The sequence below is a fragment of the uncultured Allobosea sp. genome (assembly GCF_945957345.1).
Taxonomy (GTDB): Bacteria; Pseudomonadota; Alphaproteobacteria; order Rhizobiales; family Beijerinckiaceae; genus Allobosea.
Genome location: NZ_CAMFKW010000009.1, coordinates 36,221 through 49,497, shown reverse-complemented (window position 1 = coordinate 49,497; position 13,277 = coordinate 36,221). Strand labels below are relative to the sequence as shown.

Sequence of the window (13,277 nt, the reverse complement as noted above, 5' to 3'; positions counted from 1 at the left end):
GAACCCGTGTCCAGCTATCCTTCCAGCGATCCGCGCTCGCAACTGGCGACACAGCCAGCGGGCAAGGCGCCTGCGGTCAAGGCCTATGCCGGGGCCGACTATGCCCGCTTCTATGCCGAGGAACCGCAGCAGGCCGGCGCCGGGTTCAAGACCTGGCTGGCGCGCGGGCAGAACTTCATCGTCGCTTATTCCGATGTCGAGGCTGGTGCCTCCCTGGCCCGCCCGGCGCAGCCCGACGAATACTGCCTGATCCTGCCTGAGGAGACGCTTGGCGCAACGGTCACGGCTGGTGGTGAGACGGTCGAGGTGTCCGGCCGCTCGATCGCCTTTATCCCGCCCGGCGCGTCGAAGGTGATGGTGGCCGGCAAGGGGCGCCTGATCCGCATCTTTTCCAGCGCGGCGCCCGACCTCGCGGCCGCCTGCTCCAACGCGGCGTCCTATGCCGAGCCCCATGTCAATGTCGCGCTGCTCAAGCCCTGGCCGGAACCGCGTGGCGGCTGGAAGGTCCGATCCTACAGCCTCGATGTCGATGCCGGCGGCACGGGGCGCTTCGGCAGCATCTTCCGCTGCACGACGCTGATGGTGAACATGCTCGACCCGCGCTTCGGCCTGCGCGACATCACCACGCTCTCGCCGCACCATCATGACGATTTCGAGCAGGGCTCGCTGGTTATCGACGGCGGCTATATCCACGACATCCGCTGGCCCTGGACGCCGGACATGCGCATCTGGCGCGAGGACGAGCACGAGCTGATGGCCGCGCCCTCGCTCACCGTGATCCCGCCGCCGTCGATCCATACCTCGCGCTCGGTCCTGCCGGGCCTGAACCAGATGATCGACATCTTCTCCCCGCCTCGCCTGGACTTCTCGCTGAAGCCCGGCTGGGTCATCAACGCCGCGGATTATCCGATGCCCGGCGAAACCGCATGAGGGCCACGGACATGAATGCCACTGTCACGAATGCCGATGCGCGCAGCCGCCAGATCGCCGATCTTCTGGTCGGTGCCGTCGACCTGCATTGCCATAGCGGCCCGGCTGCGATGCCGCGCATCCTCGACCATCACGAGGCAATGCTGGACGCCGCCGAAGCGAAGTTCCGCGCCGTCGTGTACAAGGACCATTTCTACCTGGGTACCGCGCATGCGATCCTGCTGGAGAAGCTCGTGCCGAATACCGGCGTCAGGCTGTTTTCCGGCATCGCGTTGAACAACGCCTCGGGCGGCTTCAATCCGCATGCCGTCGACCATGCGATCAAGCTCGGCGGCAAGATCGTCTGGCTGCCGACACTCTCGGCCAAGAACCATATCGACGTGCTCGCCTCCGGCGCGGTGAAGACCTTTCCCAAGACCGCGCAGAAGATGCTCGATCCGATCCCGCTGACGGCCTTCGGCCCGGACGGCAAGTTGATCGACGAGGTCAAAGTAATCCTCGATCTGATCGCTGAGGGCGATATCATCCTGGCCGGTGGCCATCTCTCGACGCCCGAGCTTTTCGCTGTGTTCGAGGAGGCGAAGGCCCGTGGCGTGAAGAAGCTGCTCGTCAATCACCCGACCTACATGGTCAATCATTGCAGCGATGCTGAAATCCGCCATCTCGTCGATCTCGGCGCGGTGATGGAGCATTCGATCTGCATGTTCGTCGAGGGCAAGTCGAAGAAATTCGATCCGCCGGAACTGCGCCGGGTGATCGAGGTCGCCGGCGTCGACAAGACGGTGCTTTGCTCCGATCTCGGCCTCACCGGCTCGCCGCGTCCGGTCGACGGCTATCGCGAGATCGTCGGCCATCTGCTCGACCTGCAGTTCACCGAGGCCGAGATCAAGCGGATGACCGGTGGCCATGCCGCGGAATTGCTGGGGCTCGATCAGGCCGCCTGAGGACAAACGAAAAACGGCCCGGGTTGTCCCGGGCCGCCCTGTTTTGACGTCAGGCTGCTTCGCGGCTCAATCGAGTGAAATGCCCGCAGCCTTGATCACGTCGGCCCATCGGGCAATCTCCATGGCCTGCGCCGTCCGCATCGCCTCGGCATCGCCGGTGCGGGCGCGCACGCCGATGACGTCGAGCTTCTGGCGACCTTCCGCACTGTCAATGTAGGCGCGCGTAATCGAAGCCAGCCGCGTCACCATCGGAGCCGGCAGGCCCTTGGGGCCGACGAGCCCGAACCAGCCGGTGGCATTGATATCGGGCAGGCCTGCTTCCGCGAGCGTCGGAATATCGGGCAGTTGCGGTGCGCGCTGGTCGCTGGTGACGGCGAGCCCGCGGATCGCGCCGGTCTTGATCTGCGGGATATAGGTCGGGATGAAATCGATCGCGACATTGACGGTCCCGGCGAGCAGGTCGGTCGCGAGCGGCGCCGAGCCGCGATAGGGCACATGCGTCATCTGGAAGCCGGCCTTGCGCTGGATCAGTTCGCCGGCCATGTGGCCCATCAGGCCGAAACCGGGACTGCCGAAGGTGAGCTTGCCCGGATTGGCCTTGCCGTAGGCGACGAGCTCCGCGAAGGACTTCACCGGCAGCGAAGGATGCACCGCTACGATGCCCTGGACATCGCCGAGCAGGGCGATCGGCGTAAAATCGGTCAGCGGATCGAAGGTGAGCGTCTTGTAGAGCAGCTTGTTGGTCGCGAGCGGGCCCGAGGACGAGAACATCAGGGTGTAGCCGTCGGGCGCTGAGCGGACGACGCTGCTGGCGGCGATATTCCCGCCGGCGCCGGTCTTGTTCTCGACGACGAAGCCCTGTCCCAGTTCGGCGCGCAGCCGCTCCGCCAGAAGCCGGGCGACGACGTCCGTCGAGGCGCCCGCCGGGAAGGGCACGACGATATTGGTCGCGCGGCTCGGCCAGGTATCGGCGAGAGCCTGCGAACGGCCTGCGAAAACGCTCGCTCCGGCGATGCCAGCCAGGACATGGCGGCGTGAGAGCTGTCGCTGCATCTGAAATCTCCTCCCAAGGCGCCGCTGCGGACGCGTTGCGCGAAGACTAGGAGCGAGCCGTCGACGGGCTCTGGAAATGGGGCATCATTTCTCTCCTTGAAACGCGACGCCCATGGATTGCGAGAGCGCTTCCAACTGCGCCTCGATGCTGGCGGCCGCCTTCTTCAAGGGATGGATGATGCGCGCCTTGTCCTCGGGATTGGCGACAGCCGCGCGGAAGAAGGTGACGCCGAAGGTCGCGAGCACCCGTTCGCCGAGCTTGATCGGCACGGCGATCGTCGCCGAGTTGCGCGGCTCGGCTGTGCTGTCCCGCTCGGTATAGCCGCGCCAGCGGGCCTGCGCGATCAGGCGCTCGATATCCTCGTCGGCGAGGCTGCTGTTTTCAGCGTCGGAGGAGGCCCGCATTGCCGCGAGCAGCACGGCACGCTCCTCATCCGGACAGAAGGCGAGATAGGCGCGTCCGAGCGCCCGCCCGCCGAGGCTGAGGCGATAGCCGAGCGTGGCGTGGAAGGGCGAGATCGGGCTGTCCGGAATCGTGCTGAAGCGGACGATGACGGCGTCGTAGTCGAGCAGGCAGACGGCGCAGGGCCACTTGATCTGGCGGGTCAGCGCCGTCGCCCAGGGGCGCGCGGCTTCGATCACCATCGGCGCGCCATGGAAACCCGAGCTTAGCTGCGTGACCTGCGAGGTGACGAGATAGCCGCGCATGCGCTCGTCGCGGCTGACATAGCCGGCCTCGATCAGCGTCTCCAGCAGGCGCACGATGGTCGGCTTCGGCAGGCCGGTGCGGCGATGCAATTCGCCCACGGTCGCCGGGCTGGAGCGATTGACCTCGGTGAGCAGCTTGAGCGCCTTGAGGACGGATTGAACGGGGGCGAAGGAGAACAATCTGCGGGTCCGGCGTGACGACAACGAAGGCCGACACTAGAGCAGAACCCGCAGCGCTTGCTTGCAGTTTTTGAGGCTTTGCTCCGCGATACTCAGCCCGGCATGGTCAGGACGACCTTGCCGATCTGCTCGCCCGCATCCATCAACGCATGGGCGTCGCGGACATCGGCCCAGTCGAAGGTCGCGCAGATATGGCTGCGGATTCTGCCGTCCGCGAGCCGGGGCCAGACCTGATCGACCAGCTCCATGGCGATCCGGCCCTTATAGGCGGCGGTGCGCGGGCGTAGCGTCGAGCCGGTCAGGGTCAGCCTGCGGCGGACGATGTTGCGGACATTCACCTCCGCGGTCTGACCGAGATGGCTCGCGATCAGGACGACGCGCCCGTCCGGCGCGAGCAGGCCGAGCTGCATTTCGGTATAGGGGCCGGCCTGCGCGTCGAGCACGACATCGACCTTTTCCTTGCCGATCGCAGCCTCGATCTCGGCGACCCAGTCGGCGCGATAATCGACGGCGTAATCGGCTCCGATCTCCAGGCTGACAGCGCGTTTCTTGGCCGAGCCCGCGGTCGCGATCACGCGGGCGCCTCTAAGCTGCTTGGCGAGCTGGATCGCGGCCATGCCGACGCCGCTGGTGCCGCCCTGGACCAGCAAGGTCTCGCCTTCGGCCAGTCGGCCGAGCCAGATCACGTTGTTCCAGGCGGTGAAGAAGACTTCCGGCAGCGCGGCGGCCTGCGCGAAGGAGAAACCATCCGGCAAGGGCAGGCATTGCGAAGCCGGCACCACGCAGAACTCGGCATAGCCGCCACCATTGGCCAGCGCGCAGACGCTGTCGCCGACCTTGGGCCAGGCGACATCGGCGCCGACCGCCTCGACCACGCCGGAGACGTCGAGACCAGGCAGGTCGGTCGCGCCGGGCGGTGGCGGATAGAGCCCGCGGCGCTGCTGGATATCGGGGCGGTTGACGCCGGCGGCGCGGACGCGGATCAGCGCGTCGTTCGGGCCGAGCTCGGGCCGCGGGCGTTCGCCGAAGGCCAGGACCTCTGGGCCGCCGGGCCGGGTGATTTCGATCACTTTCATCGCGATGTCTCGTTGTTGCCCGCAGAGGGGTGAAGCGATTGCAGGATGTCGGGCATCCGTTCGCGCGCCGATGCCATCAGGCGCTCGTAGATCGAGTTGCCGTGCGCATCGATGGCGATGATCACGGGGCCGAAGCCGTCGAGCCGGATGCGGTTCAGGCGGAACTGCATGATCAGGTCGGTCCAGGCGCAATCCGTCACGGCCTGGACGCCCTGGCTCAGCAGCGCGGAAGCGCCGCCGACGAAGGAGAAATAGACGCAGCCGATGTCGCGCATCGCTTCGACGCTTTCACGCCCGAGCCCGCCCTTGCCGCCGGTCGCGCTGAGGCCAAGCGTCCGGATCAAGGTCGGCATCAGATGGTCGAAGCGGCTCGACGTGGTCGGGTTGACGTAATGCAGCGGGCCGGGGCCGTTCGGGGCTTCCTCATAGCTCACGCCCATGTGGAAGAAGGCGCCGCCGCGCAGTGGCAGGGGCAGTTCGCGGGCGGCTGCGAGTTCCGCGACCATGCGCTTCTGCGTGGGCATGCCGACGGTCGCGACCGCGTCGCCGTCGAGCAGCACGACCTCGCCGAGCTTCAGCGATCGCGCGTCTTCGCGGGACAGGGGCAGGGTGAGGCGGCGGAGCGACGGGGTCGTCATTCGATCCGCTCCACCACGCCGGAATTATGGATGCGCGCGCGGGTGCGCCGGTTGATCCAGCAATTGAAGGAGACTGCGATCGGCGTGAAGCCATGGCCCGAGGCGTACTCGATATGGACGCCGAAGGTCGTGGTCGAGCCGCCGACGCCCATCGGGCCGAAGCCCATCTGGTTGACCGCGCGGGTCAGGCGTTCCTCCATCTCGGCAACCATCGTCTCGGGATTGCGCTCGCCGAAGGGTCGTAACGTCGCGTCCTTGGAGAGCTTGGCGGCATGGTCGAAGGTACCGCCGATGCCGACGCCGATCACGACGGGCGGGCAATGCTGTCCGCCGGCACGCAGGACGAGCTCCAGAATGCAGCGCTCGATCTCCTCCAGGCTCGGGCTGACCAGCGTCTCGATCGCGGCCCAGCGCCCGCCGCCGAGCGCCTTGGGCGCGCAGGTGATGTCGAGATAGTCGACATCACCGATCAACTCGCAGGAGACCAGCGGCATGTCCTTGCCGTGGAAGCTGCGCTCATTGGTCAGGGGATTGGTGACGAAGCGCAGGAGCGGCGGCTGGATCGTGCGGACGAGATCGGCGAAGCCGTCGACGATGGCCTGGCGGATATCGCCTTGCATCCGGGCGCCGGAGCCGATCTTGAGCGTGTATGAGGGCACGCCGGCATCGGAGCAGAGGAATTTGCCGGTCTGTTCGGCGCGTTCGGCGCTGTCGAGCATGAAGGCCAGCGTCTGGCGCGCCTGCGGTTCGGTTTCTGTCGCCAGCGCCTTGCGAAACTCGGCCTTTGAGGATTCCGGGATGCGGCGCAGCGACCAATCATAGAGATTGGCGGTGACCTCCTTGACCAGATCGTAGGTGATCGCCATGCGCTCAAGCCCGTTTCAATGATCTGAAACTAGCGGATCCGGGGCGAGCGGCCGTGCGGCCGTGCTCTATTTCAATGAATGAAACGAAAGCGTTTCCCGGTCGCATGCGCGTGCTTCCCGGCCATCACGGAATCGGTCAGGGCTGCGCATACGGTGTTGCGTTCGCGCGCTGAAGAACAGGCCGGGTGGCGGAGAAACTCTCCGAATGTCAGGCGGTCGTGCTGGGGAGGTAATTGCCATGAGCCATGTCGACATCACAGGTTTCGACCTCACGATCGATCAACTCGTCCGCATTGCCCGGGAGAAGGTGGCGGTTTCGCTCACGGCGGAGGCGGTCGAGCGGATGAAGGCGGCCCGCGCCGTCGTGGATGGCGCCGTGGCGCGCGGCGAGAAAGTCTATGGCGTCACCACCAGCGTCGGCGCCAAGACCGGCGTGCCGTTGGCGCACGACCGGATCGGCGAGTTCAACCGCCGCCTGCTGCTAACCCATAACGTCGCGCATGGTCCGCTGGCGCCACATGAGGCCGTGCGGGCGATGATGGCGGTTCTGCTCAATTCGATGGCGAGCGGGCGTCTCGGCGTCCGGCCGCTGCTCGCCGAGCGACTGGTTGCCGCCTTGAACGCGGATCGTCAGATCGACGTCCATATCTGGGGCTCGATGGGCCAGAGCGACATGGCGCCGATCACCGATCTGGCTCTGACGCTCTACTCCGACATCGAATTGCAGGCCGGCGAGGCGCTGGCGATGCTGAATTCCAGCGCGCTCGCGCTCGGCACGGCGGCGCTGGCCATGGCCGATTTGCGGGATGTTCTCGACCAGTGGAGCCTGATCGCTGCGTTCAGCATGGAAGGCTTCGCGGCCAATCCCTCCATCGTCTCGAACGCCGCCCTGCAGTCGCGGCCTTTCGCCGGCCTCAAGCGGCATGGCACCCGTATTCGCGGCTATCTCGCTGGGAGCTATCTCTTCGCCAAGGGCGGACCGCGCCATCTGCAGGATCCACTGAGCTTTCGCTCGCTGCCGCTGCTCCATGGCACGGCGGCCGACAGCCTGTCCTTCGCCTATGGACAGGTCGAGGCCGAACTCAGCGCCAGCCAGAACAACCCGATCGTCTCGATCGAGGAACAGGCGCTGGTCTCGGTCGCGAATTTCGACACGGTCTCGCTGTCGATGGCGCTCGATATCGCGCGGCTCGGCTTCGCGCCGGTGATGACGAGCTCGGCTGAGCGCGTCGCCAAGCAGGTCGATTCCTTCTGGTCGGGGCTGACTGTCGGGCTGATCGAGGAAGACGGCGTCGGCTTGCCCGGTTTCAACGGGCTGGCGCAGTTCCACAAGGCGATCACCTCCGAGGCGCGCCTCGCGACCGCGCCCGTGGTGCATGAACTCGCCAGCTCCAGCCACTCCAATGGGAATCTCGACCGGGCCGGCATGGCCGGCCTCGCGGCGCGCAAGACCGGGGAGGTCGCGTCGCTGTGCCGGTCGATCGCGGGGGTCGAATTGATGGTCGCCGCGCAGGCCGTCGATATCCGCAAGGCGACGCCGCTTGGTGCCGTCACCGGCAAGCTTCATGCGCTGGTGCGGGAGGTGGTGCCTTTCGCGGCGGCTGGCGACCGCGTGCCCCATCTCGATCCGTTATTGCGGCATCTCGGGGAACACCGCAGTGCGCTTCAGGCCATGCTGGACCTCGTCTGACGTGTCAGGCTTCGGCCGCCTGTTCCGGCAATCGCGAGATCACGCCGACCATCGGCCGCAGATGCTGTTCGAGGATGGCGAGCGCCTTCTCCTCGTCCCATTCGGAGAGAGCTGCGACCAGAGCGTGATGCTCCTTGCTGATGCGTGCGACGCGCGTCGGATCGGTATTGATCGCGGTCATCGCGACACGCTGCTGGCGGGCGCCGAGCGACTGGTAGAGCTCCGACAGCACGACATTGCCGAGCGCGGCGATCATGACGAAGTGGAACTCGCGGTTGAGCTCGACCCGGCTGAAATAGTCGGTCTGCGGCAGGCGCTCCAGTTGCTCGAGGATCGCGTGCATGGCGGCGGGAACCGGTAGTTCCTCCTGGCAGATCCGACGGATCGCATGGCCCTCGATCATGCGCCGGGTCTCGTAGAGATCGAGCAGTTCCTTCGCCGTCACCTGCCGGACGAGCGCGCCGCGGCGCGGCAGCAGGTCGATGAAGCGCTCGGCTTCGAGACGGTGGAACGCCTCGCGGACCGGCGTCCGCGACACGCCTAGAGCGGAGGAAATCTCTTCCTCCTCGATGAAGCTGCCGCCGAGGAAGCGGCCGCGCAGGATCTGCTCGCGCACATAGAGGTAGACCCGTTCCCGGGTCGGCTTGCCGCGCAATGCGGCCATCTCGTCCTGTTCGATCACGGCCATCGACATCGCGCCCCTTTCGCTCTTCCATAGGGCGTTCGAGAGTAGACAACAAAAAATCCGCCACGTATACATGGCGCATCAAGAGCGTGGCTCGCCCATTCGTCTATGGCGAAGCCACGCCGGGGAACCGCATGACCGTGCACGCCACCATCGCGACAGAGAGCCGGAGTCCGGGCCGTTTGACCGGGCGCGGCCGGCCTTGTCGGATCGCTGGCGCGGTTATTGCTCGCGTCCGCCCGGCTCCGCCCCTCCCGCCATCGACGGGACGCGACAGGGCTTGAAGCCCTCAGGCAGCCGGACCCAGCAGCAGAGGATCAGCCGATGACCATCTCTCGCCGTTCCGTCCTTGGTGCCGGTCTTGCCGGTCCGCTGCTGGCCTCGCCCTTCCTGATACGCCCCGCGAGCGCGCAACGCGCCGCCGGGATCATCCGCTACGGCCTCTCGGCTTTCCCGCCGAACCTGCAGCCCTGGGTTTCGACGGGTGCGTCGGCCGGCACGGTCAAGATGCTGATCAACCGCAGCCTCGTTTCCTATGACGGCAAGGGCGAATTGCGCGGCGAGCTCGCGGAATCCTGGTCGCGCGATGCCGATGGCGCCTGGGTCTTCAAGCTGCGCAAGGGCTGCGTCTTCCATAATGGCGAGCCGGTCACGGCAGACGACGTGAAATGGTCGATCGAGCAGATCGCCGGCGAGAAATCGACCGCCTATATGCGCTCGCAGTTCCAGTTGATCGAGCGCATCGAAATCCCCGATCCGCAGACGGTCCGCCTCATCACCAAGGAACCGCTGGTCACGCTGCCGAGCTGGTTCGCCAACTACAACACCTTCGTGATCTGGCGGAAATCGACCCCGAACGAGCCGATCGGCGCCGGCCCCTTCCGCCTCGTCGGGCAGGAGCGCGGCACCTCGCTGGAGCTTGCGGCCTTCGACAAGTTCTACAAGCCGGGCATTCCCAAGGCGAAGGGCATCAAGTTCATCGTTTATGCCGACGAGAACCTGCGCAACGCGGCGCTGATCTCGGGCGACGTCGACATGATCGAATACGTGCCCTGGCAGTCGATGGCGACGGTCCAGGCCGATCCGCGCCTGAAGCTCGACACCCAGGAAGGGCCGTTCATGGACGTGCTCTTCAACGGCACGAAGCCGCCCTTCAACGATCCGCGCGTGCGCCGCGCCGTCGCCCACGCGGTGAAGCGCGAGGACATCGTCAAGGTCGCCTTCTTCGGACGCGGCAAACCGCTCGAAGGCGTGCCGATCGTCGAGGGCACGCCCTGGTACGACAAGGAGCTGGCGCATGGCTGGAACTACGATCCGGCCCGGTCCAAGGCGCTGTTGACCGAAGCGGGCTTCGCCAACGGCTTCCAGACCACCATTCTCGCTACCGCCCAGTTCGGCATGCACAAGGACACCGCCGAAATCGTCCAGCAATATCTCGCGGCGATCGGCATCCAGGCGGAACTGCAGCTTCCCGACTGGTCGACGCGGGTGAGCCGCGGCACGCGCGGCCAGTACGACATGGCGATCCACGGCGTGTCCTCGGACAACAACGATCCGGACGGGCTGACCGTGGTGCTCGACACCTCGCTTTCGCCGACGCATGGGCGTTCCTTCAAAGTCGACGCGCCGCGCACCGTCGCCGCGCTGGCCAAGGGCCGGGCCGAGTTCGACCAGGCCAAGCGCGTCGAGATCTACAAGGAGATGCAGCGTGCCGCCCTCGAGGAGGTGCCGATGGTCGGCCTCGCCTGGCGTGAGCAGGGCTATGGCATGGACAAGGGCGTGATGGGCTTCGTCAACCAGCCCGGTGCGCTCTCGACCTCCTCCGGCAACATGCTTGAGGAGACGTATTTCGGATGAGCGCGGGCTGGCTCGGACGACGGCTGTTCCTGACCCTGGCGATGGCCTGGGTCGTCGCGACGATCGTGTTCCTGGCGCTGCACATGGTGCCCGGAGACCCCGCCGAGCTGCTGCTTTCGACCTCCGGCGCCATGCCCGATCCGGCGACGGTGCAGGAATTGCGCGAGAAGCTCGGGCTCGACCAGCCGCTGATGGTCCAGTACGGCCATTTCCTGGCGGGCCTCGCCCGCGGCGACCTCGGTACTTCGCTGGTCGACGACTACCCGGTCATCCAGGAGATCGCGCTTCGCCTGCCACGTACGCTGGAATTGATCCTCGCGGGGACGTTGATTGCGGTGGTCGTCGGCGTGCCCGCCGGCGTCTATGCCGCGGTCCATCGCGGCGGCGCCTTCGATCGTGTCGCCTCCTGGATCACCGCGCTCCTGCTCGCCGTACCGGTCTTCGTCGTCGGCACGCTGCTGGTCCTGCTGTTCGCGCAGACGCTTCGCCTCATGCCGGCGGGTGGCTTCGTGCCCTTCACACAGGATCCCGGCCAGCATCTCAAGCTCCTGGCGCTGCCGGCGATCGCGATCGCCAAGGGCCTGGCCGCCGTACTGTTCCGGATGACGCGGGCGGCGACGCTCGATGCGCTCGCCCATGATTATGTCCGCACCGCCCGCGCCAAGGGGCTGTCGCCGAAGCGTGTGCTCGTCGTGCATGTGCTGCGCAATGCGCTGAACCCGGTCGTCACCGTGCTGGGTCTGCAGATGGGCACGCTGCTCGGCGGCACCGTGCTGGTCGAATACGTCTTCAACTGGCCGGGCCTGTCGACGCCGCTGCTGCGTGCGGTCGAGGGGCGCGACTATCCGATGGTGGTCGGCATCATCCTGACCATCTCGGTGCTGTTCCTGCTCATCAATCTCCTCGTCGAACTGCTGCATGCGGCGATCGATCCAAGGGTGCAGCACGGATGAAGCGGCGCGGCATCAAGAAGCTCATCCTGCCCGGCAGCGTGGTCGCGGCGATCCTGCTGATCGCGATCGCGGCGCCGCTGCTACCCTTGCCCGATCCGATCCGGCAGGATGTGGCGCGGCGCCTCGCCGGGCCGATGCCGGGCTCCTGGCTCGGGCGCGACGAGTTCGGTCGTGACGTGCTGTCGCGACTGGTCTGGGGCGCGCGCACCAGCCTTTCCGTCGCCTTCGTCTCAGCATTGTTCGCCGGACTCGTCGGCATCACGCTCGGGCTGATCGGCGGCTGGGCGCGCAGCTGGGGCGCCTTCCTCACGGTGCGCAGCGTCGAGATCATCATGTGCTTCCCGCCGGTGCTGCTGGCGCTCTTGGTGGTGACGCTGCTCGGCCCCGGTGCCGGGACGCTGATCCTCGTCCTCTCCGTGCTCTATGTGCCCGGCTTCGCGCGGGTGACCTATGCCGAGGTGCTGGCAGTGAAGGGGCGCGACTATGTCGAGGCGACGCGGGCGCTCGGCGCCACGCAGTCGCATCTGCTGTTCCGCACCGTGCTGCCCAATATCGCCGGGCCTCTGCTCGTGCAGTTCTCGCTCGCCGTCGCCGCCGCCGTGGTGATCGAGAGCGGCCTGTCCTTCCTGGGGCTCGGTGTCGTGCCGCCGGCGCCGTCCTGGGGGCTGATGATCCGTGGTGCGCGCTCGACCATGGAGCAGGCGCCGCTGCTGCTGCTCTGGCCCTGCGCCGTGCTGACCCTCACCATCCTCGCCATGAACCTGCTCTGCGACGCGCTGCGCGACGTCCTCGACCCACGCACCAGCGAACGCTGAATACCAAGCCGATCCCAAGGCAAAGCTGATCTCAAGGAAGGACCAAGCCATGGCTACCAAGACCGATCCTCTCGTCCATATGGGCACCATCTCGGGCGGGGAGGCGCGCGAGCTGCTCAAGTCCAATCCCGTCATCCTGCTGCCGATGGGCAGCCATGAGGACCAGGGCCCGCATGCGCCGATGGGCGACTACCTGCTGGCCGAGAAGATCGCCGAGCTCGCCGCCTTGCAGGCGAGCAAGGCCGGCACGCGCACGCTCGTCGCGCCGGTGCTGCCCTATGGCGGCGCCGACTGGTTCGGCCCGATGATCGGCGGCATCGCCATTTCGCAGGGCACGCTGACGGCGGTGATCGCCGAGATGGTCGACTCGCTGCATCGCAACGGCCTGACCCGGATCATCGTCATCAACGGCCATGGTGGCAATGTCGGCCCGATTGCGGAGGTCGCGCGAGAGCTCTACCAGCGCGAGCGCATCGTGCTGCCGAGCCTCTATCTCTGGCGCATCGCCTACGGCATGCTGCCGGGCATCGTCGGAGCCGAAAAGTCGGCGAAGGTCTCCGGCCACGGCGCCGATCCGCTGACCAGCCTCGGCCTGCACCTCTTCCCCGAGCTGATCCGGAAGGACCTCATCCCGGCCGGCAAGCCGATGAAGCGCGATCCGATCCTCGACCTGCCCTTCACGGGCCTGGGCACCGCGAGCTTCGACGGCGCCGAAATCGGGGTGCCGCATGAATATGACGAGGTCTATCATGACGGCGTCGGCAAGGGCGATCCGACGCTCTGCTCGGCCGAGACCGGCGTGCAGCTCGCGGAGAAGCTGACGGATGTCTGCGCTCGCTTCATCGCGCATTTCGCGTCGAAAGTCCCGGCCTGAGCCGATCG

13 protein-coding genes are annotated in these 13,277 nt (G+C 66.6%); 7 read left to right on the top strand and 6 right to left on the bottom strand.

Annotated features, from left to right (window positions below; all coding sequences use genetic code 11):
- Window positions 1-6 precede the first annotated feature (6 nt).
- Entirely contained in the window at window positions 7-930 is a 924-nt protein-coding gene (locus Q0Q36_RS06580) for a hypothetical protein (RefSeq protein ID WP_293796587.1), read from the top strand.
- An 11-nt stretch (window positions 931-941) separates the two neighbouring features.
- A complete protein-coding gene (locus tag Q0Q36_RS06575; protein ID WP_293796585.1) occupies window positions 942-1,874 on the top strand; it encodes a DUF6282 family protein in 933 nt (310 codons plus the stop codon).
- A gap of 66 nt (window positions 1,875-1,940) precedes the next feature.
- On the opposite strand, the gene Q0Q36_RS06570 is transcribed toward Q0Q36_RS06575, so the two are convergent.
- The 5 genes from Q0Q36_RS06570 to Q0Q36_RS06550 form a co-directional block, all read right to left on the bottom strand.
- The gene (locus Q0Q36_RS06570; protein WP_293796583.1) at window positions 1,941-2,927 is read right to left on the bottom strand and encodes a tripartite tricarboxylate transporter substrate binding protein; all 987 of its coding nucleotides are present in this window, start codon (window positions 2,925-2,927) and stop codon (window positions 1,941-1,943) included.
- Window positions 2,928-3,011: 84 nt separating this feature from the next.
- On the bottom strand, window positions 3,012-3,815 hold the full coding sequence (locus tag Q0Q36_RS06565; protein WP_293796581.1) for a DNA-binding transcriptional regulator: 804 nt from the start codon (window positions 3,813-3,815) through the stop codon (window positions 3,012-3,014).
- A 92-nt stretch (window positions 3,816-3,907) separates the two neighbouring features.
- Window positions 3,908-4,891, bottom strand: coding sequence for an NAD(P)H-quinone oxidoreductase (locus tag Q0Q36_RS06560; RefSeq protein WP_293796578.1), 984 nt, complete (start codon window positions 4,889-4,891; stop codon window positions 3,908-3,910).
- A complete protein-coding gene (locus tag Q0Q36_RS06555) occupies window positions 4,888-5,529 on the bottom strand; it encodes a fumarate hydratase C-terminal domain-containing protein (protein ID WP_293796575.1) in 642 nt (213 codons plus the stop codon). Before Q0Q36_RS06555 ends, Q0Q36_RS06560 begins: the two co-directional genes overlap by 4 nt.
- Window positions 5,526-6,395, bottom strand: coding sequence for a fumarate hydratase (locus tag Q0Q36_RS06550; protein WP_293796573.1), 870 nt, complete (start codon window positions 6,393-6,395; stop codon window positions 5,526-5,528). Before Q0Q36_RS06550 ends, Q0Q36_RS06555 begins: the two co-directional genes overlap by 4 nt.
- 238 nt (window positions 6,396-6,633) lie before the next feature.
- Between Q0Q36_RS06550 and Q0Q36_RS06545 the strand changes: the two genes are divergently transcribed.
- Window positions 6,634-8,085: an aromatic amino acid ammonia-lyase gene (locus Q0Q36_RS06545; RefSeq protein WP_293796571.1), complete on the top strand. Its 1,452-nt coding sequence runs from the start codon at window positions 6,634-6,636 to the stop codon at window positions 8,083-8,085.
- Between the two features lie 4 nt (window positions 8,086-8,089).
- Here Q0Q36_RS06545 and Q0Q36_RS06540 read toward each other — a convergent pair whose 3' ends face one another.
- Complete coding sequence (locus Q0Q36_RS06540) at window positions 8,090-8,773, bottom strand: GntR family transcriptional regulator (protein WP_293796569.1); 684 nt, start codon at window positions 8,771-8,773, stop codon at window positions 8,090-8,092.
- 321 nt (window positions 8,774-9,094) lie between these two features.
- On the opposite strand from Q0Q36_RS06540, the gene Q0Q36_RS06535 reads away from it, so the two are divergent.
- From Q0Q36_RS06535 to Q0Q36_RS06520, 4 genes are read left to right on the top strand one after another with little or no spacing between them, the layout of a single operon-like run.
- On the top strand, window positions 9,095-10,627 hold the full coding sequence (locus Q0Q36_RS06535; RefSeq protein ID WP_293796566.1) for an ABC transporter substrate-binding protein: 1,533 nt from the start codon (window positions 9,095-9,097) through the stop codon (window positions 10,625-10,627).
- The gene (locus Q0Q36_RS06530; protein ID WP_293796564.1) at window positions 10,624-11,580 is read left to right on the top strand and encodes an ABC transporter permease; all 957 of its coding nucleotides are present in this window, start codon (window positions 10,624-10,626) and stop codon (window positions 11,578-11,580) included. Before Q0Q36_RS06535 ends, Q0Q36_RS06530 begins: the two co-directional genes overlap by 4 nt.
- A complete protein-coding gene (locus Q0Q36_RS06525) occupies window positions 11,577-12,395 on the top strand; it encodes an ABC transporter permease (protein WP_293796562.1) in 819 nt (272 codons plus the stop codon). The genes Q0Q36_RS06530 and Q0Q36_RS06525 overlap by 4 nt, the downstream gene beginning before the upstream one ends.
- A 49-nt stretch (window positions 12,396-12,444) precedes the next feature.
- Entirely contained in the window at window positions 12,445-13,269 is an 825-nt protein-coding gene (locus Q0Q36_RS06520; RefSeq protein WP_293796560.1) for a creatininase family protein, read from the top strand.
- Window positions 13,270-13,277 lie beyond the last annotated feature (8 nt).